Origin of the sequence: Brevibacterium sp. SMBL_HHYL_HB1 (genome assembly GCF_018208375.1) — a bacterium.
GTDB lineage: Bacteria > Actinomycetota > Actinomycetes > Actinomycetales > Brevibacteriaceae > Brevibacterium > Brevibacterium intestinavium.
Window position 1 is genome coordinate 3433050 of sequence record NZ_CP062936.1, and the last position, 26478, is coordinate 3459527.

Here is a 26478-nt window from a genome sequence, read left to right on the forward strand (position 1 = left end):
ATCGGCAGTCATCGGACCGGCGTCGGGTGACTGCCCGACAGCCATCCGGCACCCATCGAGACGCACAGCCGCCGACAGGAGGAACCCGCGATGACGGAGGCAGGTCACGTACCGGATCATGCGGCAGATCATGCGCCGGATCCCGAGAAGGTGCGAGGAGCCCTCGATCTTCTGGCCGGCATCAGCCAGCCCCTCGCCCTCGCTCTCGGCGAGGGCTGCGAGGTCGTCGTCCACGACCTCACGAACCTCGACAATTCGGTGTACGCCATCGCCGGAGGCGTCACCGGCCGCACCGTGGGCGCCCCGCCGACGAACCTTCTGCTCCAGCACGTCCTCGACGGCGCCGAGGACGACATCATCGGCTATCCCACTGTCCTGCCCGGCGATCGCACCGGACGGTCGAGCACGATCATCGTCCGTGAGCCGGGCACGGGCGTGCCGATGGCGGCCCTGTGCCTGAACATCGACGTCACCAACGTCAGGATCGCCCATGAGCTGCTCGGCTCGCTGCTCGAACCCACCACCTCGGCGACCGAGCAGAACGCTGCGACCGAGGGTTCTGAGGGATCTGAGGGATCGGACACCCATGAGGTGTTCCCGCGAACGGTCGGCGATCTCACCGATCAGATCGTCGCCGAGGTGATCCAGGGCGCCGGGGTCCCCGTCGGCCTGATGAAGAAGTCCCACAAGCTCGAGGTCGTCGCCGAGCTCGACCGCCGCGGAGTCTTCCAGGTCAGGGAGGCCGTGGCGGAGGTCGCCTCGGCGCTCGACGTCACCCGGTTCACCATCTACAACTACCTCAACGAACTCCAAGCCCGAGCATCGGAAGGACAGTCATGACCGACACGAACGTCCCGCGGTCGAGCCTCGCCGGAGAGGACATCAACCGCTATGACAGCGCTGCCCGCCGGTGGCTGATCGACGCCGTCAACGCCGTGCAGTCCGAGGCCAGGAGGACCTCGGACACCCATCTGCTGCAGGTCCCGCTGCCCAGCGAGTGGGGAGTCGACCTCTACCTCAAGGACGAGTCGAGCCACCCCACCGGATCGCTCAAGCACCGCCTGGCCCGTTCGCTGTTCCTCCACGCCCTTTGCAATGGGTGGATCCGGCCCGGACGGCCGGTCGTCGAGGCCTCGAGCGGTTCCACGGCCGTGTCGGAGGCGTACTTCGCTCAGCTCATCGGCGTCCCGTTCATCGCCGTTGTGGCCGGGACGACGAGCGCCAAGAAGATCTCGCTCATCGAGTCCTACGGCGGTCAGTGCCACCTCGTCGACGATGCCAACGAGGTCTACGAGGTGGCCGCCCGGCTCGCCGCGGAGTCCGGCGGGCACTACATGGACCAGTTCACGTATGCCGAACGGGCCACGGACTGGCGGGGCAACAACAACATCGCCGAGTCGATCTTCTTCCAGATGTCGCTCGAACCGCACCCGGAACCGGCCTGGATCGTCGCCACCGCGGGCACGGGAGGCACCTCGGCGACTCTGGCCAGGTACGTCCGCTACACCGGTCGGTCGACCGGAATCTGCGTGGCCGATCCGGACAATTCGGCCTTCTTCGCCGGATGGCGGAACGAGGACCCGGAGGCCACGACCGAACACGGGTCGAGGATCGAAGGCATCGGCCGGCAGCGGGTCGAGGCGAGCTTCATCCCCTCGAGCATCGACAGGATGATGCACGTTCCCGATGCGGCGTCGATCGCCTCGATCCAGCTGCTCGAAGAGCTCATCGGCCGTCGGGCGGGGGCGTCGACGGGCACCAGCCTGTGGGCGGCGCTGCGCATCGTCTCGCAGATGCGTGCCGCCGGGCAGAAGGGCAGCATCGTCTCCCTCATCTGCGATCCCGGCGAGCGCTACCTCGACAAGTACTACTCCCCCGAATGGCTCGCCGAGGCCGGCATCGACCCCTCGGACCACCGGGCCCGCCTGAAGGAGTTCATGGCCCCCTCTGTGTCAGGCTGTCTTGTGACAGTTATCTGACAATATTGGCGGGGAGAGAAGTCTGTTATGTCTTTTGAAGTTCCGTCCCGTTCCTCGAGCCGCGGGCATTTCACCACGGCCCAGAAACTCGAGATCCTGGACGAATATGACAAATGTATCGAGATGGGTTCTAAAGCCCAGTTGGCTCGGACTGTCGGGGTCAATCCCAGAACGATCTATCAGTGGTTCGTGGACAGAGAAAATGGTTGCCTGACCTCGCGATCGGATCGGTTGAATGGCAATCCCAGTGACAACAAGCTCAAAGCCGCTGAGAAGAAGCAACTCACACAGCTGCAGGCCGAGAACGAAGCGTTGAAGGCCAAACTGGCCAAGTCTGAAGCTGCGGTCGATATCTTGGGAAAAGCGTCCGCGCTCTTGGAAGCGATGTCCAAGAGCGCGACCGCGACAGACCCGACGCTGCCCGAGGTCGAGGCGACCAGGCCGGACTGGATGAGCCCGCCACAGTAAAGGCAATCGGGTTCAGGTTCATCGGCGATCTGATCAGGGTCGGCTGGTCGATCACGGCGGCCTGCGAGTTGATGGGTGTGCATCGTACGAGTTGGTACCGTCACCAGAATCCGGCGGTCCCGGCCGGGGTGCAGGTGCCGCAGAAGGAACGCGACTACCCGAGTCGGATCACCACCGCCGAGGCCGATGCGTTCATGGCGCTGTTGAACTCTGAAGACTATGAGAGCCTGTCTGTCACCCAGGCGTATTGGCGGATGCTCGATGCCGGGCAGGTGCCATTCTCCGCGTCGACGGCTCACCGAGTGGTGGCCGCACACGGGCAGAACGGAGACCGTCGCGCCCAGCGCCGTGGTAACCAGCCCAAACGGCCTAAGCCGGTCCACGCTGCCTGCGCACCGAACCAACTGTGGAGTTGGGACATCACGATGCTGCGCGGTCCCGGCAAGGTCATCTATCGCCTCTATGCCATCATGGACGTTTTCTCCCGCAAGATCGTTGGCCACCGGGTCGAGACTTCCGAGAAATCCGTCCATGCTCAGACCATGATCGATCAGGCTGTGGCAACTAACCAGCAGTACCCGACCGTGCTACACGCCGATAACGGGGCTCCCATGCGCGCGGCAACGACTGTCCAGTTCGCTCAGTCGCTGGGGATCAAGCTGTCCTTTTCCCGGCCCAGAGTGTCGAATGACAACGCGTTTAGTGAATCGACGTTCAAGACCATCAAGTACCACTTGGACTTTCCCACCCGGTTCGAATCCATCGATCATGCTCGTGACTACATGGCCGCGTTCATTGCTGACTACAACGCGAACCACCGCCACAGCGGCCTGAATTATTACACTCCCAACGATGTCCATCACGGACGTACCGAGCTTGTCCGGGCCCGTCGCCAAGCCACTCTGGAGGCCCGTCACTGCGCGCATCCGGAACGATTCCACACCAGCCCCATAGCCGCTGGCCCACCGACCCACGCCGGCATCAATAGCCCAGAAAACACCGAGCTGTCACAAACAGCTTGAAATATACCGGGCCACCGGGCGCCTCGACTAGGGTCGGGTGCTTCGGCTGGGGACACGCGCCTTGGCCGGGTCGGGCATAGAGCGATATCAACCGAGCGGTCAACGCCCCGGAAGCCACCACGACGAACTCGAGCTCGCAGCCTACGGGGTCATTGCACCGCTGGCCGGCTAAGTGCCGGCTTTTCACAACGGAGGGCTCGTTATTGCTTCTGGCCGGCTACCGACATGCAGCGGCCGACCGCTACACATGTGCAAGGTCGGAACCTAAGTCAGCCGCGAGCCGGCGCCGCTGGCGTACTATCTTCGCCCTGGCTTCGATTCGCTCACTCACCGGTGGTGTGTTGGGCGACAGCGACATCCGCTTCCGAGGCGCGGTGGGTGTGGCCCCCTCCCCTTTTCCACGAGCTGGTCCCATGCCTGCCGGTCAACGCGGCCCACAACCGTGTTCGGTTCCTCAAAGGACTCGCTGGGTAAGACCTCGACCTCGCAGTTTTCATTGTCTGAACATGTCAAAGTAAGAGTCCCGACTACGAGTCACATGCCTCTGCATGATCATGGCAGCGTCGTCACCACGCCCAGCGTCTACCGCCGCCATGATTTCATGGTGTTCGGGCCAAGCACGTGATCCGCGGATATTCACGTTCAATGAGTAGAGCCATTCGATTTTGCCGGAAATTTGTTGCAATAAGTTCCACAATGACTGGCTACCGGAGAGTTCAGTCACTAGGACGTGGAAGCGCATATTCAATCGAGCAAGGTCCTCCAGGCGATCTTCCGACAACGCTTCATCGCCTGAGCGCAACACCGCCGTTATCTCTTTCCGAGCCGCCCACCAGTTTTCGTCTGGCAGCGACTGTTGCGCCTGAACCAGCGATCTTTCGGCGGCACGTCGGGCAGCGGCCCCCTCAATGACGATGCGCACATCGAACAGATCACGTGCGTCGTCTGTCGGCAACTGCGAAACCGAAGACCCGCTATAGGGCTTCGACTCAACCAAGCCTTCGCTTTCGAGCAGTTTGAGCGCTTCTCGGACGGGGACCCGGGAGACCTCAAACCGCCGTCCCAAAGTGATTTCCGGAAGACGCGTCCCAGGCGCCAGTTGTCCGGTGATGATTTCCTGCTTGATTCTGCGGGCAATCACCATCGACGCCGACGGATGCGTCGTGGGACCGCTTACAGCACCAGGGGCGTCTTTCCCAGGCATCTCCGACATGGCTCTCCTCGCTCAACGTCCTGCGGCATATCCCTGAGCGCCGCGCGGATTAGCACCTGCTTCGAGTCTGCCGCTTTCGGGGTCTCGAATAACGCAGGAAAGTCGTCCCACTGCCCAATCACCGGCACGAGTGATCACGTGACCCCGGGCTTCCAAACTAGATATTACGTCCTCACCAAGCCGGTCCTCGACGACGGCACCGCCCGGAACAAAGGTTCGGGGCCAGAACGATCCGGCCAGTGACGTTGTGTGCATGGCTGGAGCGTCGATGGCTTCCTGGGCACGATACCCGCCGACCAGAAGCCTGAGCACGAGCAGAAGCTGCCATTGGTCCTGCTGATCGCCGCCGGGAGAACCCAGCGCCGCATATGGATGCCCATCTTTGAAGATCAGTGTCGGTGAGAGAGTTGTTCTGGGGCGCTTCCCCGGTTCTAGGCGTGACGGAGCGTCGTCGTGAAGCCAATTCATTTGCAGTCTCGTCCCCAAGCTGAACCCCAACCCGGGAATAGCCGGTGACGATTGCAGCCATCCGCCTGACGGCATGGCCGAGATCATGTTCCCCCACCGGTCCACAACGTCGATGTGACAGGTGTCGCCTTTGGATTCTCCGTTCTTCTGGACCGTGGGTTCACCTATCCCCTGAGCCACCTGTTTGTCATAGTCAGCCTCTGGCTGACGCAATGGCGCGCGGAAAGCCGCCTGGCTACCGCCGGGATTGCCCGGACGGTGCTCATGCGATGCCTCATCACCGATCAGCGCACGTCGCTCGGCTGCGTAGTCGGCACTTAAGAAGGCGTCTAGGTCGACATCGAAGTCGCCGTAGTGCGTATCCCTGTCCGCCATTGCCAGTTTGAGCGCTTCGAGAATAGTGTGTGCCCCGATCTCGGTAGAGGGATCGAGACGGTCGTCGTCGAATCCGTCGAGGATTGACAACGCCTGCAACAGAACGGGACCCTGACCCCAGGCCTTGGTCTTGGCGATGGTGTATCCGCGGAAATCGATCGTCGCCGCGTCTTCGAACGTCGCGGAAAACCCCGCCAAGTCGTCGGCGGTGATGACACCGGCATGGTCGGTGCCAGTCGAGTGCCGATGTGCGGTTTGCACGAAGTCCGCAATGGTCAGTGCGACGCGCCCGGTCTTCCATTCTTGGCGTGCAGCCCGAACTCTTCCAGCTCGGGTGACGTTGGTACTGCTGGCAGTAAGGTCATCACCAGCAGCGATAAGTCCCCGCAATACTTCGGCGTACTCCTCGTTGATGATCACATCACCGGCAGCGGGGGGCTTTCCATCGCGCATCCATAGCCTCGCGGAACTCGGCCAGTGTTCGGTAAACAGCTCAGCGACCGTCTCGATCGCCCCTGCTACCCGTGATAATGCTGTATGCCCGTTGCTCGCATAATCGATCGCGTACTCCAGGATGTCAGCTAGTTCCCAGGATCCGTGGTGCTCAAGCAGGTTCAGCCATGAGTCGACCGCACCCGGTACCGCTGCCGCCAGGGCTCCTGCTCCGGGGATCAGATCGAGGCCTTCTGAACGATAGTGGTCGATGGTCGCCGCGGCCGGAGCTGGCCCCTGCCCCATCATCACCACCGGCGTTCCTGGGTCCTCCGCGGTGGCGAATAGCCCTGTCATATCACCGGCGGGCCCGTTGAGGTGCGGTTCGACGACGTGCAGCACAAATGCGCAGGCGACAGCTGCGTCGAAGGCATTTCCACCCCGCTCGAGAACGGATTGTGCTGTTGCCGTACCCAACCAGTGAGTCGAAGCCGTCATGCCGAAATGGCCCTCAAGCGTCGGTCGCGTGGTGAACTCCGGTGGTGTCACGAAAGTCATGTCAGGGTCCCTTCTTTGGTGGTCATCGGGGAGCGTTTGTGTACCATCCGTGTTCCCCTTTTGCGTTCGCTGCTCATTCTTGCGCATCCGCCGGTACCGTCGTGTGTGACGGCGTCTTCGCCGACCGCACAGCCATAAAAATCCCATACGCCAGCGAGATGATCGACAAGACGATGAGTACTCCTGAGATCGGTCGAGTGATGAACAGAGAGAGATCGCTACTGATAGTTACAGCTTGGCGCAGGTTGGTTTCGATCATCGGGCCCAAAATGATCCCTAGAATGAACGCAGCCAATGAAAAATCGTTCTTCTTCATCCAGTAACCGATGATGCCGAAGAGGAGGAGCACTCCCACGTCGAAGATTCGGTTGCTGACCGCAAAGCTGCCGACAGCGCACAGAACGAGGATTCCCGGAACGAGGTGATGCTGCGGAATCCTGTTGACCAAGAGAAACAGGCGGATTCCGTAGCTCTGGACGAGCAACATGAATATCGCTGCGATGAAGAAGGCGATGAAGATGCCGTAGGCCAGCACAGGTTCCGAGGTTAGGAACAAGGGGCCCGGCTGGATCCCATGAATGAGCAGAGCCCCCAGGACCATAGCTGTCGTGGCATCCCCAGGGATGCCGAACGCCATCGCGGGAACCAGGGCACCTCCGACCGAGGAGTTATTCGCCGCCTCTGAGGCGACCACGCCTTCAGGGACGCCCGTGCCGAATTTCTCCGGGTTACGGGAAGTCTTCTTCGCAATGTCATAGCTCATGACATTGGCGATGCTGCCGCCTGCGCCCGGAAGGATGCCGACGAACGTTCCGACCAAGCTTGCCCGGATAATAGCGATCGGCTTCCTGACCACTGTCATAATCCCTTTGATAAGAGGGTAGGCGACGTTCTTGTTGCCTGCCTCCTCGGCGCTCAGAGGGTTCTTAACATCGCTGAGTAACTGAGAAAAGGCGAAGAGACCGATCAACACGGGAAGGAAGTTGAATCCGCCTTGAAGCTCGACGAAGCCAAAGGTGAATCTCTGAGTTCCTGTGAGTAGATCGATTCCAACCATCGAAAACGCGACTCCGAGCACACCACCGATCAGTCCCTTGACCAGCGATCCACCACCTACGCTAGCGATAGCTGTCAGACCGAAGAACATCAATGAAAACAGCTCCCAAGGACCGAAATCCGTGGCGAACTCCGCCAGTACCGGCGCAACAAAGATGAGAATCACTCCAGATATGAGCGAGCCGATCGTCGACGCCACAAGTCCCACGGAGAGTGCCTTGCCTGCCATACCCTTGCGGGTCATCGGATAACCGTCGAAGGTTGTGGCCATGGCCGAAGGTGTGCCCGGAATCCCGAGCAGAATTGCCGGCAGAAGTCCGCCTGAGCTGCCTCCGACCATCACGCCAATCATCAGCGCGATACCGTTGAGCGGCTCCATCCCAAAGCTGAACGGCAGTGTCAGAGCTACGCCCATGGTGATAGTGAATCCGGGAATGCTGCCGATGACGATGCCGGCGACCACCCCCGCGAGCAGAATCAGCAGTGTCTGAACATTAGCTATCGACTCGAAACTCTGCAGTATGAGATCCATCTGTGCTACCCCAGTCCACTCGGCAGGAACACGGCCAGGCCGAAACGGAAGACCGCATAGATGAAAACGCTGAATATTACATAGCCCATGACCGTCAGCCAGATCCGTCTGCTCGGTCTGCTCCATCGAATGACAAAATATGTAGCGACAAGGAAGAATGGCGTCGATACTAGGTATCCGAAGTAGTACAGCCCTGGAATGTACAACAGGGTCACCGCAAAGATGAGGATGACCTTGAGGTTGTCTTTCAAGATGTTCTTCACATCAAGGTGCAACGGCTCATTGTCCTTGCGGACAATCCGAATAACGCTCTGGACAAACAGCACTGCACCCAAGATCAGCAAGGTCGGAACGACTACCTTGGGGAAGAACTCCGGGCCTGTATGTCTGGTTCCGCCGCCATCGATTTGACCGACCTGGGTGTAGAGCAGAACGGCAAATCCGATTACGATCAAGGCGTTGATGAGGTCGCGTTTGGCTTTGATCATTGAGAAGACTCCCCTCAATCAACCATTCCGGCTTTTTCCATGGCGTCCTGCATCTCCTCCTGATTGTCCTTCAGCCATGTCTCGTACTCATCGGTGTTCTTGTAGTTGACGTCGGTGCCCAGGTCTGTCAGCGTGTCGACGAATTCCTGGTCCTCAGCAACCTCCGCCAAGGCGTCGTCCACTTTGTCGACGATCTCCTCCGGCGTGCCCTCGGGAGCGAATAGGCCGCGATTCGTTGCAGATGCAGCGTCGATGCCCTGTTCTTTGAGAGTTGGCACGTCGGGAAGCGCGTCATCGCGTTCTGGAGCCATGTATCCCAAGAGCTTCATCTTGTCCGCGTCAAGATACTCCTTGGCCGCAACCACACTGACTCCACCGAGATCCACGTGGCCGCCTACAACAGCCTGCATGCGTTCGGCGGTGTCCTTCTGCCCGACAATGTTGAATTCGACGTCGGCGACGGCCTGAATGAGGGCGGGTTCGAGCTGCGAGGTTGATCCAATGGATGCTCCATACGAGATCTCCCCGGGGTTAGCCTTCGCGTCCTTGATCATGTCGTCCATGTCATCCCAGGAACTATCGGCAGCGGTAGCGACATAGTCGTAGGACGAGGTCATTAGGGAGATCGGCTCGAAGTCAAAGTATCCGAAGTCGGTCTCGCCGGAAATGTGTGAGATGGCAATAGAATCGTGCCCGGCTAAGAGCGTGTAGCCGTCGTTGTTGGCGGCCATCGCCTGTTGTGCACCAACAGATCCACCGCCACCCGGCACATTCTTGATCACCACATCTGCACCGAGTTCCTCTTTGAGCCCGTCTCCGATCATGCGGAAGATCGCATCGGTGTCTCCTCCTGCTGACCACGGGACGATCATTTCGATTGACTTGTTGGGATAACTGTCTGCGCTACCTGTTTGCCCGCCACCACAAGCAGCAAATAGCAGACTGAGCCCAGCCACTCCTGCGGCCAATGAGCAAAGACGTCGACTTCTTGAACTGTTCGGGTACATCCTCGTACCTTCCTCGAATCACGGAGTTCTATTTTTGCCATGCAACCGAATGACAATTCGATTGTTGTAGACACTCTAGTGATGTCATCATTGAATGTATACAGTCTCTCGTTAATATTTTAGGCTTATCCATACGATCGTCCAGCAACAGTTGTTTAGTATGCGTTTGCCCAACCAGGAGCCTTAATGAACCGCCATCTCGACCTCGCCATGCTTCTCGTCCTCACTTTCTCGACGGGAATGGTCGACGCGATCGGCTATCTTGGCTTCGACAAGGTCTTCACAGGAAATATGACCGGCAACGTCGTCATACTCGGTATGGGCCTAGCCGGCGCCGAGGACGTTCCTGTGCTACGACCCACTTTGGCGCTGGTCTTCTTCCTCTTTGGGGCGGCACTAGCCGGTCGGATCCTCGGCGACATAGGCGAAACCTGGCAGCGGCGAACAACGCTGATCTTCGCCAGTGTGGCCGTCGGCTGTGCCGGGCTGTCCATTTATGTGGGGCTGATGCCTGATCCCGAGGTCGGCCTCGCCGGAACGATCTTCACCTCGGCGCTCTCGACGCTCATGGGCGCCCAGGCAGCTGCGGCGAGAAAGATGAAAATTGCCGATGTCACCACAGTGGTCGTGACCTCGACGATCGTCGGTCTGGGATCAGACTCTCGACTGGCCGGAGGGAACAGCGTCCGGTGGGTCCGTCGCTTCCTTGCGGTCGTTCTAATTCTCGTCGGAGCGCTGGCCGGTGCAGCGACGCTCATGCTTAACCAGTGGATCGGCATCGCCGTCGTCGCCGTCATCATCGCGATCACAACCATCATCGGTCACCTTGGAGCGAGGAAACGGGCCCTCGCCGAGACCGCCGAAACCACCCCGTCACACGCCTGAGGGGCCTGATCGCCCCGACCTGCTTCCTCGAGACAACGACGGAGCGCCGAGGCCACTACGCGTGACAGTGGCCTCGGCGCGCTGCCGTGGTTTCGGCTCGGCTGAGGGTGTCCCAGCAGCCGCCGGCCCAGCGTCACCGCACTCCGAGCTTCTTCCACACCACGAAGATCGACGCCACACTCAGCGCTCCGGCCAGCAGTACCCAGTACGCCGGGGCCTTGGCATCGCCGGTGACACCGATGAGCCAAGCGGCCACCAGTGGGGTGAGCCCGCCGAAGATCGCAACACCGACGTTGTAGCTCAGTGAGAGTCCGGTTCCGCGCACCTCGGTGGGGAAGATATCGCCCATCACGCTGGCCAGAGGACCGTAGTAGGCGGCCTTGAACACGGAGAAGATCGCAACGACGACGATGAGCACGGTCAGCGCATTGGCCGCGACGACCCAGGTGAAGAGCGCCCAGGTCAGCACCATGACGGCGACAGCGGCCGGGATCATGATGGTCAGTCGTCCGACTTTGTCACAGAAGTATCCCGCGATCGGCGTGAACAGGAAGAGCACGGCTCCGGACACGAGGGTCGCCCAGAACCCGGCGGAGCTGGGCATGCCGAGATTGTCGACGGCATAGGTGGGGACGTAGGTGATGAAGTAGTTGAGGCAGGTCGAGACCGCGATCGCGCCGATCGCGAGCACCACCGCCAGCTTGTGATGACGCAGCACTCCGCCGATGGCCGCGGTCTCCTTCGGCTTCTCAGCCCGGGCGGCGGTGAATTCGGGTGATTCGGGCACATGTCGGCGTATGTAGAGACCGACGGGCCCGACGAGGAGTCCCACAATGAACGGCAGTCGGAATCCCCAGGTCTCGAGCTGCTCTTGGCTGAGACTCGTAGTCACGGCCACACCGATGACAGAGGCAAGGATCGTCGACATCGCCTGTGAGGTGAACTGCCAGCTGGCGGCGAAACCACGGCGGTTCGGCAGGTGCTCGACCATGAGTGAGGTCGCCGAGCCGAACTCCCCACCTGCGGCGAAGCCCTGGATGAGTCGGGCGAGGAGGATGAGCAGCGGAGCGGCCAGTCCGATCACGTGCGCCGGGGGCATGAGAACGATCATGAGTGTGCCGAGGAACATCAGCCAGATCGTCAGCGTCAGCGCCGGCTTACGCCCCCGCCGATCAGCGAAGCTGCCGAGCACGATCGCGCCCACCGGGCGAATGAAGAACGAGAGCGCAAAGGTGCCCAAGGCGAGCATCACGGAGACCGCATGGCTGTCCGAGGGGAAGAATGCCACAGAGATGTAGACGGAGAAATAGGCATAGACAGAGATGTCATACCACTCCAGGGCGTTGCCCACCGAGGCGGCCGTGATGACCTTCCAAGACTTCACCGGGGTCTGAGGTGTTCGCGTCTTCAATGACTGTTCGTTCATGGCTGGGCTCCTTCGCCTGCAGAGATGATGTCTCAGATGCTGTCGCTCGGGCTCGGCATTGCCCGTGTGCGGCGGGCCCGCCCCGTAAGGGCGGTCATTTCGAGGTGAACCAGTCGCTAGGGTTGGCACGCATGTCCCAGAACATCCCCGTCATGATCTCGGCGCCCTGCTCGAGGATCGAGAGCAGAGCATGCTCGTCCGGGGCGTGCTGATGGCAGCCCGGGTAGGAGTGGGGCACCCACACGGTGGGCAGGCCGAGCACCTCGGCGAAGACATCGTTCGGGATCGTTCCACCGAGGTTGGGCTCGACGGCGGCCTCAAGTCCGGTCGTTTTCCGAATCGATTCCGCGGCCGCCCCGACGACTCGTGAGTCGGGATCGAGCCTCGTCGCTGGCATGCAATGGTCGAGTTCGACAACGACTCCCGTGATTCCCTGCTCCTCGAGATGGGCCCGAACCCGGTTCTCGAAGTCGCTGATGTCGGTGCCGACGACGAAGCGCAGCTGCATCATCGCCGAGGCGGTCCCCGGGATCGCGTTGACCACCTGAGCGGGCTCGCCGGCATCGAGGGCGAGCACCTCGAGGACGTTGAAGGCGAAGACCCTCTCAGCTGGGGTCAGCCCGGGCTCACCCCAGGTCGGGTCGATCTCGGGGGCTCCGTCGTCGACGACATCAGGCAGCTTCGCCACGGCGGCCCGCACCGAGGCAGGCGGGTCCGCCGGCCGCAGGGCGGGGATCCGGATGACGCCGTTGCCGTCAACGAGAGAGTTAATCGCGGCGGCGATGACCGTCGCCGGATTGCGCAGCTTCCCGCCCCAGTTGCCCGAGTGGTGGTTGTCGTCGCGCTCGTGTGCAATGAGCCGGAAGTTGAGCGCACCTCTGGAACCGAGGAAGAGCGTGGGCACCTCGGCGGAGATCCGCGGACCGTCGGAGGCGAGGAAGAGGTCGGCGGCCAGTTCATCTGTGTGATCTGCCGCGAAAGCTCGCAGGCCCTTCGACCCTGCCTCCTCGGCGGTCTCCATGAGGATACTCACGTTGTAGCCCAGGGCCGCCTCAGCGGGGTTCCCGTCCTCACCGAACGCGTCCAGGACGGTCCGCAGCGCAACGGTGTTCACGGTGTGCTGGCCCTTGTTGTCGGCGGTGCCGCGACCGTAGAGCCGGTCGCCATCGCGGGTGAGCACCCAGGGATCGAGCCCCTCGGCCCACTGATCAGCGTGGGCGAACTGCACGTCCCCGTGTCCGTAGAGGAGCACCGTCGGCAGGTCTGGATCCTCGACGCGGGTGGCGATGAGCAGCGGATGCTCGTCGGATTCGGGGTTCTCATAAATGGTCGAGTCGAATCCGAGTGCCGCGAGCTCGGGGACGATATCCTCGCTGAGGTAGTCCCTGGCGGCCTGCCCGTTACCGGACTCTTGACTCTCAGTGCGCCGGGCGACACGGCTGGTGAGCACCTCGAAGAACCCGTCGCTGCGCACGAACTCTCCCGCTTCCCGGGTCAGTGCACGTCGGATCTCACGAACGTCTGCCGCATCCTCGCGGCCGCTGATTTCACTTCGCATGCCTTCCAGCATCTCGGAGTCGGCACGGCGTCGACAGCCGTTCTCGTCCATACCCGGGTGCGGATCCTGCACCGAAGTGGTGCATTTCCTGCACCACCGGGTTAGCCTGTTGACGCCACCCCTGAGCGACTTTTGAGGAGGAGTCCCGCCATGACCGATCTCCGCAGTCTTTCGACACTTCTCGCCGTCGTCGAATACGGATCGATCCATCTGGCCGCTCGCGCCCTCTTCGTCTCGCATTCGACGGCGAGCCGTCAGATCAGGGCACTCGAGGAGCACTACGGCACACCGCTGTTCGAACGGTCGAGCTCGGGTGTCGCCCCGACCGCGCATTGCTTGGCCCTCGCTGACTTCGCCCGCCGGACTATCGCCGAATCCGAGCTGCTCGCCGACTCCTTCGGGGCCTATTCCGGTGCGGTGGAGACGGTCTCGATCGTCACGAGCACGGGTCTCGGCCAGACTGTGGTCGCCGACGCGATCAACGACGTCATGCGAACGACCGATCGTGTGCAGGTGCGGATCATCGACCGCGGGTCAATCGAGGCTATGCAGGTGCTGCGGAATCGGCAGGCCGATCTGTGCGTGAATTTCTCCGCCGCCGGGCACGATTTCACGTCGATGCGCGGAGTGAGAGCCGTCGACCACGTCGAAGCACGAAACTTCGCGATCCTCGATGCCGATCATCCGTTGGCCCGTCGGTCGAGTCTGCGGATCCGCGATATGGTCGACTACCCAGTCGGCACTCTGCCCGCGGGCAACACCGCCCGGATGCATATCGAACAGGCGGTGCGCGCCCAAGGGCAGGTGTTCTCCCCCACTCTCGAAGCCACCTGCCCCGTACTCATGCTTCGGGCGCTGGCCGGCTCGTCCATGATCGCGATGATGGCCGGACGGTCGATCCCGTCCACCCTCGCCGAGGAGGGGTGCACCGCCGTCCCCGTCGACGATCCTCAGATCGAAGCCCGCTACATCCAGATCCTCGAGGCTGACCCACAGAGGGACTCTGAAGGTCTTGAGCTCATGATCACTGCCCTACGCAACCACCTCCACGGCTGATCAACCCATCACATGCTGGGTCTCCGGCAATCTCTTGCTATCGTCGTCCCGCACAGACAGTCTTCGGGGATCCGCCGACTTCAACGTCGAACTTCCGGCTCATACCACCGAGACCACGACGGAGCGCCAAGACAACGGTGTGTGCACAGTGGCCTCGGCGCTCCGTCGTCGTTTCGGCGAAAGCGCTCCCGCAGCAGAGAGCTCCGCGGAGGGGGCCGCCGCCGAGGCAACAGCCCCTCACCACATCGTGGCCCTCTCCACGGTCTCAGCGCATGTTCCACGCCATGGAACTGCGGCTGCAGCAGCCCACAGAACTCGCGATAATCGAAGCATGAGCAATGGAGCCTACGTCTCAGATCCGCCGAGCCCGAACTTCCCCCTCAAACAGCCAGGAACCGCGGTCATCCACGCGGGTCCGCGACAGGAACCAAGAATCGTGTCCGTGGCGAGCCGGTGCGCGGAGCATGTGATTGAACTCACCGAGGACACCGACCTGTTCGCCTTCCTCGAGGCGGCGCTCGGCGACTACGGCGTCTCCGGGATGATGGTCGAGTTCCTGTCCGGCGAATTCGGGCATATCGACTTCGTTCACCCGGCTTATGGGACTGACGCCGATCATCCCATGTCGTTCACCGCTGCATTCGAGGTCGACGGGCCGTCAGCCGTCCGCCACGCTGCCGCCACGATCGGCTTCCGCAACGGCTCTCCCTTCGGCCACATCCACGCTTCGTGGACCGAGCCAGACGGCAGGATCCGCGGCGGGCACCTGCTGCCGGGCACGCATGTCGGACCTGCGGGCCTTCGCCTGCGTCTGTTCGCCCTGCCCGACGCCTGCCTGGTCAGCGAAGTCGACCCCGAGACCGGATTCTCTGCCTTCGCTCCACACCCTCTCCAGTCGGGTTCCGACGCCGAGGCAGCGCCCCGGTCCACCCGCGACACCGCTGGTATCTCCGCCGTCGTCTCCCGCATCCGCCCCGGCGAGCTTCTCGACGAGGCTGTCCTCGCAGTCTGCCGCGGCGCCGGTTTCGACTCCGCCGAGGTGCTCGCGAGTCTTGGCAGCACCACAGGGGCGGTCTTCACCGACGGCACCGCCGGTTGGCCGGCCGTCGAGTTCACCGATCTGGCAGGCACGGTCACCGGTGCCCTGGGTTCGCACCCGAGAGTGCACCTGACCGGCGAGGTCGTCGACGTAGCCGGCGAGGTGTCCCGGGGCGTTCTGGTTCCTGGGGCGAACCCCGTGGCCGTGACCTTCGAGCTCTTCGTCCGTCGCACGGCATAGACGCCGGACCGCCTGGTCCGCGATGACGCACCTCAGGACATCACGGCCCCACCGTCGACGCGCAGGATCTGCCCGGTCGTGAACGCCGCCCCGTCGCTGGCCAGGTAGGCGACCGCCTCTGCGATCTCATCGGCATGCCCCATCCGGTCGAGGGCCTGATTCGAGGTGTCGTAGGTCTGGCCCGCGGTGAGGGCGGATTCGACCGGTCCCGGTGCCACCGAGTTGCAGCGGATGCCCTGCCGTCCGTATTCCTTGGCCACCCATTTCGTCAGTGCGATGATCCCGCCCTTGCTCGCCGCATAGGCCGGTCCCGACCGAGTTCCCGCCTCACCGTCGGAGACCGCACCGCCGTTGATACCCGAGATCGAGGAGATGTTGATGATCGACCCTGCCCCGGCTTCGGCCATATGAGGGTGAACGGCGGCCCTGATGAAGTTGAAGGTCCCGCCGAGGTTGGTCTCGATGTCACGCTGCCACTGCTCGGCCGTGATCTCGTCGATACCGATCCGCGCGGCCGTACCGGCGTTGTTGACGAGGACGTCGAGGCGGCCGAAGGTCTCGACGAACGCGCCGACGGCGGCGGTCACCTCGGCGACATCGCGGACATCGAGAGGGAAGGCGGCGAATCTCTGCTCGGGGAACTGTTCGGCCAGACCCGCTGCGGCCTCCTCTGCGCCGGTGAGGTCGACGATGCCGACCGAGGCACCCCGCCCGGCCAGCGAGGTGGCGATGGCCAGACCGATGCCCTGAGCGGCACCGGTGACCAGAGCCGTCCTGTTCGTGAGCAGATAGGGTTCCATGATTCTCCTTCGAAGGTTGAGCTCGAGCGCTCGACGATCGGCCTCGTGGTTCACCCGACGCCGAGAAGATCGGGCAGCCAGTTCGAAATGGCCGGGATGTAGGTGATGAGCAGCAGGGCGATGATCGCGGAGATGAGGAACGGCATGATTCCGCGCACTACTTCCTCCAACCTGACCTTCCCGATGCCCGCACCCACGTAGAGGTTGAGTCCCACGGGAGGAGTGAACAGGCCGATGGCGAGGTTGACGGTCATGAACACACCGATCGTCGTCAGATCGACACCGACGCCGATGAGAATCGGCACGAGGATCGGGATGAACAGATAGAACGCGCTGATCGCGTCGACGAAGGCGCCGACGATGAGCAGGATGACTGTGATGACCGCGAGGATGAGATACTTGTTGTCCGTAACCGACAGCACTGCCGTCGAGATCCGGTCGGCCACCCCTTCGACCGTAATGACATACGAGAAGAGGCTGGCCACGCCGACGATGAACATGATGACCGCCGTCGAGACCCCGGATTCGAGGAACACCTTCGGCATGTCCTTCCAGGTCAGCTCCCGGTAAACGAAGACACCGACGACGAGCGCGTAGACGCTGGCGACGGCTCCGGCTTCGGTGGGCGTAAAGATGCCGCCGTAGATCCCGCCGAGGATGATCACAGGGATGAGCAGGCCCGGAATCGCCTTGAGCAGTGCGGTCAGGATCTCGCCGAACCCGCCATCGGAGTCGACCGTGGCCGTCGGATCCGCCGCGAACGGATCGGAGCCGGCCCCGGACGTCGCCGAGGCGGCCCCACCGTTTCCGGTCGCCGCCGACTTCCCGTGCCCACCGGCGGCGAGCAGCTTGGTCTTTCCCGCAGATCGTTCGCCTGACCCGGGTCCGTTCTCGGAATCGGCCGTCGACTGGTTCTCTGCACCCGATGCTGTGGTGCCAGTCTCCGTCTGTCCTGCCGCGAGCAGTCTGCCGGTCTTCGCCCCGGCCCTGACAGGCAGGCCTGCGACCTCACGCACCCGGGGAACGAACAGTGCGGCGATGAGGAAGGCGAGCGCCATGATGATCCCGGGCACGATGCCGGCGATGAAGAGCCGTGAGATCGAGATCGAACCGAACTCGGCGGCGACGACTGCGAAGATGATGAACGCGATCGAAGGCGGGACGACGATGCCCATCGACCCGGAGGCGGCCACGACCGAGACCGCATGCTTCTTCTGATAACCGTTGCGCACCAGTGCGGGGATGAGGATCGCGCCGATGGCGGCCACCGTGGCCGGGCCCGAGCCGGAGATGGCGGAGAAGAAGAACGCGGAGATGATCGTCACCGCGGCCAGACCGTGGCTGAACCGGCCGAAGATGAGGAAGGCGAGGTCGACGAGCCTCTGCGAAATGCCCGTGTACTGCATAACGATGCCGGCGAGGATGAAGAACGGGATCGCCAGCAGCGTGCCCGAACTCATCGACGGGAACATGACCGACGGCACCACATCGAGGACTTGCACACCGTCGGTGGTGACCAGGGTGAGTACGGCCGACAGGCCGAGGGAGAAGGCGACGGGGATCCCGAGGCCGAGGAACAGGAAGAAGCTGCCGAAGAGCAGAAGCGCGATCATTTCCGGCCTCCTTGGAATTCCTGAGCCTCGATGACCGGGGCGGCTTCGCTCGCCAGCCTGCGGGTGACCGCCTCGGCGGAGGTGTCCTCATGCAGCGAGGACCGCAGGGCCTGGATGCTGCGCAGGATGCCGAGCAGACCGGCCAGCGGGATCGACAGGGTGAACAGCCATTGCGGAATCGACAGCGAGGGTGTCGCACGTCCGCGGATCGCCTGCGCGATCGTCATCTCCGCACCCCAGACGAGTAGGACGGCGAGGAAAACGACCATGAGCACGGTGCCGATGATGAGCAGAGCCCTGCGGACCTGCCCCTTCGCGTTCTCCACCAGATAGGTGAAGCCCAGATGCGCGCCGAGGCGGATCCCGACGACGGCGCCCATCATGGTGAGCACGACGAGGAGATTGATCGTGATCTCCTCGGAGAAGGCCAGTGAGGCCTTGAAGATGTAGCGGGAGAGGACATTGATGAAGGTGACGAGCACGATCATCATGAACGAAGCGATGACGACCCAGTCCTCGAAGAATCTGATGGCTCTCATCTCACAGTCCTTTCGGGATGAATGCCTGGGCCATATCCGGTCCCCAGACCTTGCGGTATTCGTCGTAGAGCGGGCTGAGTTTGGCGCGGAAAGCGTCCTTCTCCTCATCGCTGAGTTCGTTGACTTCCATGCCGGAGTCCTTCAGCTCCGCGATGAGCTCGGCTTCGCGGTCACGGTTCTTCTCGATCTGGAACTCATTGGTCTCGCCGGCCAGGCGGGTCACGAGCTCCTGATCCTCGTCGCTCAGGGAGTCGAAGAGATCCTTGTTGATGCCGAGGATGAGAGGGTCATAGGAGTAGTTCCACAGTGTGAGGTAGGGCTGAACCTCCTGCAGGTTCGAGGAGTGGATGACGTCGATCGGATTCTCCTGACCGTCGATCGCTCCCTGCTGCAGTGCGGTGAAGACTTCGCCGAAGGGCATCGTCGTCGGGTTCGCACCGATCTGCCGGTAGAGATCGGTGTACATGCCGAAACCGGGGATGCGGAACTTCAAGCCGCGCATGTCATCGGGGGTGTGGATCGGTCGGTGCGTGTTCGTCAGCTGCCGCATTCCGGATTCTCCGAAGCCGAGCAGATGGACACCGCGTTCGGCCAGGTAGTCGGAATAGACGTCCTCGCCGGGCCCGGCGAGGGCTTCCTGACCGTCCTCGACCGTGTCGAAGACGAAGGGAGCGGTCACGGCACCGAAACGCGGGTCGACTCCGGCGTAGATGATCGGCGAGTTGTAGGAGAAGTCCTTCGCCCCGTCCATAAGCTGTTCGACTCCCGCGGTGGCTTCACCGGCCGACAGCCGCTCATTGCCGAAGACCTTCATCGTGATCCGACCGTCGGTCTCGGACTCGAGGTTCTTCGCGAACTGCTCCGCGGCCAGATACCACGTGCTCGTCGAGCCCGTGGTCACCGTCATCTTCCAGCGGTAGCGCTGTTTTCCGTCGTCGGTGGTGCCGAAGTTCGTTCCGCACCCGGCCAGCAGCAGGGCGCACACCATCAGCACGGCGGACCAGACGAGCAACGGTCTCTTCGTCCGTGTTCTCGGCACCTTTGCCTCCTAGATTCTTCTGTTTCCGTTACGCGGTCGTGGCCCGGCGGAGCTCCTCCCCCGCCGAGGCGGCTCATCCGTTCATCGCGTCTGCACCCCTGCATGATGGGTCAGGCCCCCATCGACGGGGATGAGCGTGGAGTTGATGTAGGTCGAATCGTCCGAAGCGAGGAACACCGCGAGCTCGGCGACGTCCTCGGGCCTTCCCATCCGTCCTGTCGGTGACTGGGCGTGACGGGCGGCGAGCATGTCCTCGACCGAGTCGTAGTGACCGCTGATCGACCGGTGGATGAGCGGGGTCTCGATCAGGCCAGGGGCGATCGAGTTCGCACGGATGCCCTCAGACGCATATTGCGCACCGACGGCTTTCGTCAGCTCGATGAGTCCGGCCTTCGACGCCGCATATGCCGGATAGTCATAGCCCAGGTAGCGCATGCCGCCGACCGAGGAGACCGTGATGATCGATCCGCCGCCGGCCGTGCGCATGTGCGGCAGAGCGTGTTTGATCGCGGCGAAGGCACCGGTGAGGTTGATGTCGAGGGCACGACGGAATCCGTCGACTGCGAGTTCGTCGACTCCCCCGTTGACGACGATGCCGACGTTGAAGTGCAGGACAGTGGGCACACCCAACCTCGTTGAGCAGTGCTCGAAGGTTCGGACCAGGGAGTCTTCGTCGGCGACATCGGCCACTGCCGTGGTCAGGCGAGATCTGAGATCGCCCACCCCGAGGTGGTTCGCCGCTACCGAGCCTGCGGACGACTCGACGAGCACACGCGTCGCCTGTTCGAGGGCCTCGGGATCACGATCGACGATGCACACGTTCGCACCTTCGTTCAGGAATGCCGTGGCCGCGGCGAAGCCGTTGTTGATCTCCCCGTCCGGGGTGCCGCAGCCGATGGCCATGATGGTCCTGCCGGTCAGTCTGCCTGTCGTATCGACCGTCGTGCTCATCTTGCGCTTCCCCGTCCCTGCGAGTATTCGTCCTTGAGTTCTTTGCGGGCGAGCTTGCCGTAGGCGGTGACCGGCATTTCCTCGACGAAGTGAATCTCCTTGGGCACCTTGTAGGGCGCCAGCTCCGAACGGCACAGCGCAGTCAGTCGCTCCCGCAGATCGTCTGCACTCTGACTGAACGCTGCCGCGTCGTCGGCGGCTGCACCATGTTCGAGGGGCTCTCCTGCATCCTCGAGGGCTTCCTCGTCGATGACCGTCCGCTCGATCACGGCTATGCCGATCTCTCCCCACTGCACATCGGGTACGCCCACGACCACGGCCTGGGCCACCTCGGGGTGGGTGAGGAGAAGCTCTTCGATCTCTCGCGGGTACACGTTCGATCCGCCGGAGATGTACATATCGGATTTGCGACCGGTGAGGAACAGGTATCCGCGCTCGTCGAGATAGCCGATGTCCCCGGTGTGGAAGAGCCCACCCGCGAAGGATTCGGCGTTCGCATCGGACCGTCCCAAGTAGCCGGCGCACACGGTGGGACCGGCCACGCAGACCTCTCCGGGTACCCCGGCGGCCACCTCGACACCGGCGTCGTCACAGATGATGATCTCGACTCCGGTCCGGGCGCGACCGCAGGTGCCGATGCCGGCGGCGTCGACGGGGATCCGACCGTGGTCCTCGGGCCGGAGGATCGTGATCGCTCCGGTCACCTCGGCGAGACCGAAATACTGGACGAGACAGCGACCGAGCCGCTCGAGCGCGCGGGCCTGATCGGCGGCGAGCATCGGGGCACCGGCGTAGATGACACGTTCCAAGGTGTGGTCCTCAGGTCCGCGGCCCGGCGGAAAGCCAGCGACGATGCGGTTGAGAATCGTCGGGACGGTGAAGGCATTCGTGATCCCATAGGCATCGATGGCAGGCCACAGTGACTCCGTACTGGGCTTCCCGCCGGGGTGGATGATCGAGGGAGTGCCGCCGAAGACCTGCGCGAGCATGTGGATCCCGGCCCCGTGCGACAGAGGCGCGAGAACGAGGGAGGCCCCGGTCTCGTCCTCATCGGGGAAGAGGTCGCAGCGATGATTGGCCAACACCGCGCCGAGGTGGCGATGCGTGAATGTCGCGGCCTTGGGCCGGCCGGTCGACCCGGAGGTGAAGAAATACCAGCAGGGGTCGTCCTCTTCGACCAAGGAGTCAACGGGCGCGACCGCCTCGGAGCCGGTGGGCAGCTCGCCGATCCACAGTACAGGACCGGTGAACCCTGTGGCCTGAAGGGAGGTGACGAACTCGGAATGGGCACGGTCGGCGATGACGGCGGCCGGGGCCACCTCGGTGCTGATGGCCAGCAGCTCCTCAGTCGGCAGAGCGGCATTCGGCGGGGCGATGACTCCTCCGGAACGGAGGATCCCCCAGAAGGACTGGATCACCTCGGCGTGGTTGGCCGAGACGAGCAGGACGGTGTCCCGGCGACCGACGCCGCCTGACTGGAGCGCGGCGGCGAGCGCTTCGGCACGAGCATCGAGCTCGCCCCAGGTCCAGCGCTGACCGTGGTCGTCGTCGACGACGGCGAGTCGGTCGGGAAGGCGCCTGGCGGTCTGGGTGAGGAAGTGAGAGACGTTGACTCCGCGTCGAGGCGTGGGTGCGAAGTCCTTGGCCGGTGAGGTCTCGGAGATGGCGCGCATCAGCGGGCCCGCTCGAGGATCGAGGCGAAGTTCGACACCGCGGCTCCGCCCATGTTGAAGACCCCGGCGAGCTCAGGGGTGTCGAGCTGCAGGCCGGGTGAGCGTCCGGTCAGCTGGGCGGCGGCGAGCGCGTGCATGGACACTCCCGTGGCGCCGATGGGATGGCCTTTGGCCTTGAGTCCTCCCGAAGGGTTGACGGGCAGACGGCCGTCGATGCCTGTAGCACCTTCTTCGATGAGGCGGTGGCCCTGTCCGGGCTCGGCGAGACCGAAGGCTTCGTATTCGAGGAGCTCGGCGATGGTGAAGCAGTCATGGGTCTCGATCAGGTCGAGGTCGTCGATGCCGATGCCCGCAGACTTCAGCGCGTGGGTCATGGCCGCGCGGGCTCCCTCCATCTCCAGTGGATCACGCTGCGACAGCGGCATGACGTCGTTGGCGTTGCCCATGCCGCGCCAGGTCACCGCTTGTGGGGCGGAGGCGGCGATGTCCTTGGCGGCCATGACCAGGGCCACGGCTCCGTCGGAGACGAGCGAGCAATCGGTGCGGCGCAGGGGTTCGGCGACGTAGGGATTCTTATCGCTGACCGTGTTGCAGAAGTCGAAGCCGAGATCCTTCTGCATGTGCGCCAGCGGATTGTGGGAACCGTTCGCGTGGTTCTTCGCTGCAATCTTGGCCAGCGTCTCGGAATGGTCACCGTATTGGTCGAAGTACTGGCGAGCGATCTCGCCGAAGACTCCCGCAAAGGATTTGAAATGCTCTTCCTCCTCCCTGAAGCTCGCGCTGAGGAGGACCTCGTTGACGTCGTGGCCGGAGACGTGGGTCATGCGTTCGGCACCGATGACCAGAGCGGTCCGATGGCGACCCGCAGCGATAGAGTCGTGGGCGGCGAAGACCGCGGTGGAGCCGGTCGCGCAGGCATTCTCATGCCGGTGAGCCGGGGTGAGCGCGAGCTCGGGGAAGACAGTGCCGGGCAGGGCGGCTTCGAAACCCTGACGAGAGAGGCCGTTGTTGTACACGCCGACGTGGATGACGTCGATGTCGGCTGGCTCCAGTTCCGCGTCGGCGATGGCTTCACGGGCGACATCGGCCATCATCTGAGACAGTGGCGACTCCGACCTGCCGAATCTGCCGTGGGACCAACCGATGATCGCCGGTGTTGACATGGACCCTCCTTCGGGTACTGCGGTTCGTCTGCTGCTCGAGCTCACCGTGCTCCCACGTGAGCGTGATCCTCTGCACGGGGAAGTGACGGAACGTCACCGGAGGCAACTGTGACCGCGGCAACATTGTGACTTCCCTGGCAATACTTTCGTCAGTCCCTGTGAATGGTCAACGAGAATCCACCATATGGAACGTTGAGTCCCCAGCCCACACCACCGCCACCACGACGGAGCGCCGAGACAACGGTGTGCGCACGGTGGCCTCGGCGCTCCGTCGTGGTCTCGGCGAAAGCGCTCCCGCGGCCGGACTCCCGCGGCAGTCGACCGCCGCGTCGAGCCGCAACTTATGGCTGCAGTTGCCTCCGGCGCTGGAACAAAACGCACAGTCAGCAGCGCACGCGCCCACCGGGGCGTTCATCAACGCACAGTCAGCAGTGCGCGCTCCCACCGATCCGCACGATCTCGGCGGCAAGCGATCATCCCCTCACCACCGATAGCATATGCAACTATAATTGCGTATCATCGACTCAACAGATATTCAGTTGCATACTAAGGGAAGCGCATGACGATGCATTCGGCCACTCTGGCCATCAACGAAGCTCTTCAGACGAAGAAAGCCGCGGGAGAGAAGGTGCTCCACCTGGGATTCGGCGAAGCGGGGCTGCCCGTGCCCGAGGACGTCGTGAGCCGCCTCCAGTCCGCTGCGCGGGAGAACTCCTACGGCGCCGTCATCGGCTCGTCGGAAGCGCGCGCCGAAGCGGCCGGCTGGTTCACTCGTCGGAATGCCCCCACCCGCCCCGAACAGATCATCTTCGCTCCCGGGTCCAAACCTCTGCTCTACGCTCTGCTGGCAGTCCTGGAAGGCGATCTCGTCCTCCCGGCTCCGGCCTGGGTGAGCTATGCGGCTCAGGCAGAGATGGCAGGCAAGACGCTCCTGCGGGTGCCGATCCCGCCCGAAGCTGGCGGCATCCCCGATCCGGCCCTCCTCGAGGGAGCACTCGAGGACCATAGAGCCGCGGGCGGGGATCCCGGAATCCTGTTGCTGACGATCCCGGACAACCCGACCGGAACGGCAGCGACACGGCAGAGCGTGGAAGCCGTCTGCTCCGTCGCCGAAGCCTATGGGCTCGTGATCATCAGTGACGAGATCTATGCCGAAGTGTGCCACGACGGCTCTGCCCCCAGCGCGCTCAGCTGCCTGCCGGAGCGGACCGTGGTCACGAGCGGACTCAGCAAATCCATGGCTTTGGGAGGTTGGCGCATCGGCTTCGCCCGCGTGCCGGACAATGAGTGGGGCCGGGAGCTGATGAGCGCCCTGATCGGAGTCGCCAGTGAGATCTGGTCGAGTCTCGCGGCTCCGATGCAGTCGGCGGCAGCCTACGTGCTCTCCGATCCCGACTCCGTGGCTGCACACATTGCGAAGGCTCGGACCCTGCACGCCCGAGTGGCAGCCGCGGTCCATGACGTATTCATCGAATCTGGCGCAGCCTGCAGACGACCGACCGCCGGGTTCTATCTCTATCCCGATTTCGGTCCCGTTCGAGATCGCCTGGAGGACAAGGGCATCACCACCAGCGACGCGCTTGCCGACTGGCTGCTGGCCCATCATTCGATGGGAGTGCTCCCGGGTTCGGCCTTCGGTGACGATGACAGGCGACTGCGGGCCCGGGTGGCGACCAGCCTGCTGTACGGCGATACGGACCAGCAGCGCTGGGAGGCCCTCGATTCCGATGACCCTGTGGCGCTTCCGTGGATCCGGACATCGCTGACCCACCTGCGCACCGCACTGACCGCACTCACAAGCTGAGCGGCCATGACCCGCAACAGCTCCGGTGACAGGCAACCGGACCACCGGTTCGGCGACCCGCTCGGCCACCCACCTGTCAGGCATGAGCTACCCCGCTCGGCCACTCGCCTGCCAGCCATGAACGACCCCACCTGTCGGGCATGAGCGACCCCGCCTGCCAGACATGGGCGCCCCATCGGTCAAGCATGGGCGACCCGCCTGTGAGCCATAATGGGTGGATGCAGAAAGTGCCGCCCCCGCAGTCCTACGCAGAACTGGCCACCATCCTGCGGGAACAACTCCACGACCTGCCCAAGGGCCAACAGAGAATAGCCACAGTGCTCCTCTCCGACCCGGAATCGACCGCCTTCCGCACGATCGCTCAGACAGCCGAAGCCGCCGAAGTCCACCAGTCCTCACTCGTCCGCTTCGCCACCTCCCTGGGCCTGAAAGGCTATCCCGCCCTCGTCGCCCTCTGCCGGGAACACCTCAGCGATCAGGCCCACCTCGTGCGGCGCTTCGAGGCCGCAGCCACCGATTCATCGACCGAGTCTCTGATGAGCTCCGTCCTCGACCACGAACAGCAGAACCTCTCGCGCACGTTCGCCCGCATCGAACACGACGATTGGGAACGCGCTGTCGACCACCTCTCCTCCGCCCCCGCGGTCCACATCATGGGCATGCGCAAATGCCTCTCGGCCGCGCAGCTGCTCAGCTACCTGCTGCACCTGGTCAGACCCGACGTCCACCTCTTAGCCTCATCGGCCGGAATGCTCGTCGACGAGATCCGGGACCTGAAACCCGGTGACACCTTCGTCGGGATCTCCCTGCGCCGCTACACAGCCGACACCGTGAGAACGTTCCACGAAGCCAAACGACGCGGACTGACCACCATCGCGCTCACCGACAACCCGACCTCCCCACTGGCCGACGCCGACATCACCTTCTTCGTCGACAGCCAGGGCGTGCACATCCTCCGGTCGATGTCGGCCTTCATCTCACTGGTCCAGACCCTCGCCACGGCCGTGGCCTTCGCCCGAGGCGCCGACAGCCGCTCAGAACTCAACGTCGACGAAGAGCTGCTCCAGTCCATGAACATCTACTGGGACGGATGA

General features: G+C 63.1%; 23 protein-coding genes. 9 read left to right on the forward strand and 14 right to left on the reverse strand.

The window, feature by feature from the left end:
- Nucleotides 1-90: 90 nt before the first annotated feature.
- Genes IG171_RS15750 through IG171_RS15765 form a run of 4 tightly spaced genes read left to right on the forward strand, consistent with a single transcriptional unit; the run spans nt 91 to nt 3469 of the window.
- On the forward strand, nt 91-840 hold the full coding sequence (locus IG171_RS15750; protein ID WP_212128306.1) for a PAS domain-containing protein: 750 nt from the start codon (nt 91-93) through the stop codon (nt 838-840).
- Nucleotides 837-1979 carry a PLP-dependent cysteine synthase family protein gene (locus IG171_RS15755; protein ID WP_212128307.1) on the forward strand — a complete coding sequence of 381 codons (1143 nt, stop codon included), beginning with the start codon at nt 837-839 and terminating at the stop codon, nt 1977-1979. Before IG171_RS15750 ends, IG171_RS15755 begins: the two co-directional genes overlap by 4 nt.
- A 27-nt stretch (nt 1980-2006) precedes the next feature.
- Nucleotides 2007-2447 carry a transposase gene (locus IG171_RS15760; RefSeq protein ID WP_212127466.1) on the forward strand — a complete coding sequence of 147 codons (441 nt, stop codon included), beginning with the start codon at nt 2007-2009 and terminating at the stop codon, nt 2445-2447.
- 20 nt (nt 2448-2467) lie between these two features.
- Nucleotides 2468-3469: an IS3 family transposase gene (locus IG171_RS15765; protein WP_283091856.1), complete on the forward strand. Its 1002-nt coding sequence runs from the start codon at nt 2468-2470 to the stop codon at nt 3467-3469.
- 493 nt (nt 3470-3962) lie between these two features.
- Here IG171_RS15765 and IG171_RS15770 read toward each other — a convergent pair whose 3' ends face one another.
- From IG171_RS15770 to IG171_RS15790, 5 genes are all read right to left on the reverse strand, one after another.
- The gene (locus tag IG171_RS15770) at nt 3963-4682 is read right to left on the reverse strand and encodes a GntR family transcriptional regulator (RefSeq protein ID WP_249203746.1); all 720 of its coding nucleotides are present in this window, start codon (nt 4680-4682) and stop codon (nt 3963-3965) included.
- Nucleotides 4683-4694: 12 nt separating this feature from the next.
- The gene (locus IG171_RS15775; protein WP_212128308.1) at nt 4695-6515 is read right to left on the reverse strand and encodes a gamma-glutamyltransferase; all 1821 of its coding nucleotides are present in this window, start codon (nt 6513-6515) and stop codon (nt 4695-4697) included.
- A gap of 73 nt (nt 6516-6588) precedes the next feature.
- Nucleotides 6589-8103 (reverse strand): tripartite tricarboxylate transporter permease, encoded by a 1515-nt coding sequence (locus IG171_RS15780; protein WP_212128309.1) that lies wholly within the window; start codon nt 8101-8103, stop codon nt 6589-6591.
- Between the two features lie 5 nt (nt 8104-8108).
- Nucleotides 8109-8591, reverse strand: coding sequence for a tripartite tricarboxylate transporter TctB family protein (locus tag IG171_RS15785; protein ID WP_212128310.1), 483 nt, complete (start codon nt 8589-8591; stop codon nt 8109-8111).
- A 14-nt stretch (nt 8592-8605) separates the two neighbouring features.
- A complete protein-coding gene (locus IG171_RS15790) occupies nt 8606-9598 on the reverse strand; it encodes a tripartite tricarboxylate transporter substrate binding protein (RefSeq protein WP_212128311.1) in 993 nt (330 codons plus the stop codon).
- A 186-nt stretch (nt 9599-9784) separates the two neighbouring features.
- Here IG171_RS15790 and IG171_RS15795 point away from each other — a divergent pair, with 186 nt between their 5' ends.
- Complete coding sequence (locus IG171_RS15795) at nt 9785-10483, forward strand: YoaK family protein (protein ID WP_212128312.1); 699 nt, start codon at nt 9785-9787, stop codon at nt 10481-10483.
- 133 nt (nt 10484-10616) lie between these two features.
- Here the strand turns inward: IG171_RS15795 and IG171_RS15800 are convergent, their stop codons facing one another.
- Both IG171_RS15800 and IG171_RS15805 read right to left on the reverse strand, forming a co-directional pair.
- Complete coding sequence (locus IG171_RS15800) at nt 10617-11909, reverse strand: MFS transporter (protein WP_212128313.1); 1293 nt, start codon at nt 11907-11909, stop codon at nt 10617-10619.
- Nucleotides 11910-12003: 94 nt separating this feature from the next.
- Entirely contained in the window at nt 12004-13467 is a 1464-nt protein-coding gene (locus tag IG171_RS15805) for a M20 family metallopeptidase (RefSeq protein ID WP_212128314.1), read from the reverse strand.
- Nucleotides 13468-13617: 150 nt separating this feature from the next.
- On the opposite strand from IG171_RS15805, the gene IG171_RS15810 reads away from it, so the two are divergent.
- Both IG171_RS15810 and IG171_RS15815 read left to right on the forward strand, forming a co-directional pair.
- Nucleotides 13618-14523, forward strand: coding sequence for a LysR family transcriptional regulator (locus IG171_RS15810; RefSeq protein WP_212128315.1), 906 nt, complete (start codon nt 13618-13620; stop codon nt 14521-14523).
- 466 nt (nt 14524-14989) lie between these two features.
- On the forward strand, nt 14990-15802 hold the full coding sequence (locus tag IG171_RS15815; protein WP_212128316.1) for a DUF296 domain-containing protein: 813 nt from the start codon (nt 14990-14992) through the stop codon (nt 15800-15802).
- A 32-nt stretch (nt 15803-15834) separates the two neighbouring features.
- Here IG171_RS15815 and IG171_RS15820 read toward each other — a convergent pair whose 3' ends face one another.
- From IG171_RS15820 to IG171_RS15850, 7 genes are all read right to left on the reverse strand, one after another.
- Complete coding sequence (locus IG171_RS15820) at nt 15835-16602, reverse strand: SDR family NAD(P)-dependent oxidoreductase (RefSeq protein WP_212128317.1); 768 nt, start codon at nt 16600-16602, stop codon at nt 15835-15837.
- Nucleotides 16603-16652: 50 nt separating this feature from the next.
- On the reverse strand, nt 16653-18215 hold the full coding sequence (locus tag IG171_RS15825; protein ID WP_212128318.1) for a TRAP transporter large permease: 1563 nt from the start codon (nt 18213-18215) through the stop codon (nt 16653-16655).
- A complete protein-coding gene (locus IG171_RS15830) occupies nt 18212-18754 on the reverse strand; it encodes a TRAP transporter small permease (protein ID WP_212128319.1) in 543 nt (180 codons plus the stop codon). The genes IG171_RS15825 and IG171_RS15830 overlap by 4 nt, the downstream gene beginning before the upstream one ends.
- Nucleotide 18755: 1 nt before the next feature.
- Entirely contained in the window at nt 18756-19793 is a 1038-nt protein-coding gene (locus IG171_RS15835) for a DctP family TRAP transporter solute-binding subunit (protein ID WP_249203747.1), read from the reverse strand.
- An 81-nt stretch (nt 19794-19874) separates the two neighbouring features.
- Entirely contained in the window at nt 19875-20744 is an 870-nt protein-coding gene (locus IG171_RS15840; protein ID WP_212128320.1) for an SDR family oxidoreductase, read from the reverse strand.
- The gene (locus IG171_RS15845; protein ID WP_212128321.1) at nt 20741-22417 is read right to left on the reverse strand and encodes an AMP-binding protein; all 1677 of its coding nucleotides are present in this window, start codon (nt 22415-22417) and stop codon (nt 20741-20743) included. The genes IG171_RS15840 and IG171_RS15845 overlap by 4 nt, the downstream gene beginning before the upstream one ends.
- The gene (locus IG171_RS15850) at nt 22417-23580 is read right to left on the reverse strand and encodes a thiolase domain-containing protein (RefSeq protein WP_212128322.1); all 1164 of its coding nucleotides are present in this window, start codon (nt 23578-23580) and stop codon (nt 22417-22419) included. The genes IG171_RS15845 and IG171_RS15850 overlap by 1 nt, the downstream gene beginning before the upstream one ends.
- A 559-nt stretch (nt 23581-24139) precedes the next feature.
- Between IG171_RS15850 and IG171_RS15855 the strand changes: the two genes are divergently transcribed.
- Together IG171_RS15855 and IG171_RS15860 are read left to right on the forward strand one after the other, a co-directional pair.
- Nucleotides 24140-25384, forward strand: coding sequence for a pyridoxal phosphate-dependent aminotransferase (locus tag IG171_RS15855; protein WP_212128323.1), 1245 nt, complete (start codon nt 24140-24142; stop codon nt 25382-25384).
- A 218-nt stretch (nt 25385-25602) separates the two neighbouring features.
- Nucleotides 25603-26478, forward strand: a complete 876-nt coding sequence (locus IG171_RS15860; RefSeq protein ID WP_212128324.1) for a MurR/RpiR family transcriptional regulator — start codon at nt 25603-25605, stop codon at nt 26476-26478.

Bases quoted from the DNA above. Each gene is read 5' to 3' on its own strand.
- IG171_RS15795 (WP_212128312.1), top strand. From the start codon at position 9,785: ATGAACCGCCATCTCGACCTCGCCATGCTTCTCGTCCTCACTTTCTCG.
- IG171_RS15770 (WP_249203746.1), bottom strand. From the start codon at position 4,682: ATGTCGGAGATGCCTGGGAAAGACGCCCCTGGTGCTGTAAGCGGTCCC.
- IG171_RS15750 (WP_212128306.1), top strand. From the start codon at position 91: ATGACGGAGGCAGGTCACGTACCGGATCATGCGGCAGATCATGCGCCG.
- IG171_RS15855 (WP_212128323.1), top strand. From the start codon at position 24,140: ATGACGATGCATTCGGCCACTCTGGCCATCAACGAAGCTCTTCAGACG.
- IG171_RS15790 (WP_212128311.1), bottom strand. From the start codon at position 9,598: ATGTACCCGAACAGTTCAAGAAGTCGACGTCTTTGCTCATTGGCCGCA.
- IG171_RS15840 (WP_212128320.1), bottom strand. From the start codon at position 20,744: ATGAGCACGACGGTCGATACGACAGGCAGACTGACCGGCAGGACCATC.
- IG171_RS15775 (WP_212128308.1), bottom strand. From the start codon at position 6,515: ATGACTTTCGTGACACCACCGGAGTTCACCACGCGACCGACGCTTGAG.
- IG171_RS15810 (WP_212128315.1), top strand. From the start codon at position 13,618: ATGACCGATCTCCGCAGTCTTTCGACACTTCTCGCCGTCGTCGAATAC.
- IG171_RS15850 (WP_212128322.1), bottom strand. From the start codon at position 23,580: ATGTCAACACCGGCGATCATCGGTTGGTCCCACGGCAGATTCGGCAGG.
- IG171_RS15755 (WP_212128307.1), top strand. From the start codon at position 837: ATGACCGACACGAACGTCCCGCGGTCGAGCCTCGCCGGAGAGGACATC.
- IG171_RS15860 (WP_212128324.1), top strand. From the start codon at position 25,603: ATGCAGAAAGTGCCGCCCCCGCAGTCCTACGCAGAACTGGCCACCATC.
- IG171_RS15805 (WP_212128314.1), bottom strand. From the start codon at position 13,467: ATGCGAAGTGAAATCAGCGGCCGCGAGGATGCGGCAGACGTTCGTGAG.
- IG171_RS15785 (WP_212128310.1), bottom strand. From the start codon at position 8,591: ATGATCAAAGCCAAACGCGACCTCATCAACGCCTTGATCGTAATCGGA.
- IG171_RS15830 (WP_212128319.1), bottom strand. From the start codon at position 18,754: ATGAGAGCCATCAGATTCTTCGAGGACTGGGTCGTCATCGCTTCGTTC.
- IG171_RS15760 (WP_212127466.1), top strand. From the start codon at position 2,007: ATGTCTTTTGAAGTTCCGTCCCGTTCCTCGAGCCGCGGGCATTTCACC.
- IG171_RS15820 (WP_212128317.1), bottom strand. From the start codon at position 16,602: ATGGAACCCTATCTGCTCACGAACAGGACGGCTCTGGTCACCGGTGCC.
- IG171_RS15845 (WP_212128321.1), bottom strand. From the start codon at position 22,417: ATGCGCGCCATCTCCGAGACCTCACCGGCCAAGGACTTCGCACCCACG.
- IG171_RS15780 (WP_212128309.1), bottom strand. From the start codon at position 8,103: ATGGATCTCATACTGCAGAGTTTCGAGTCGATAGCTAATGTTCAGACA.
- IG171_RS15800 (WP_212128313.1), bottom strand. From the start codon at position 11,909: ATGAACGAACAGTCATTGAAGACGCGAACACCTCAGACCCCGGTGAAG.
- IG171_RS15825 (WP_212128318.1), bottom strand. From the start codon at position 18,215: ATGATCGCGCTTCTGCTCTTCGGCAGCTTCTTCCTGTTCCTCGGCCTC.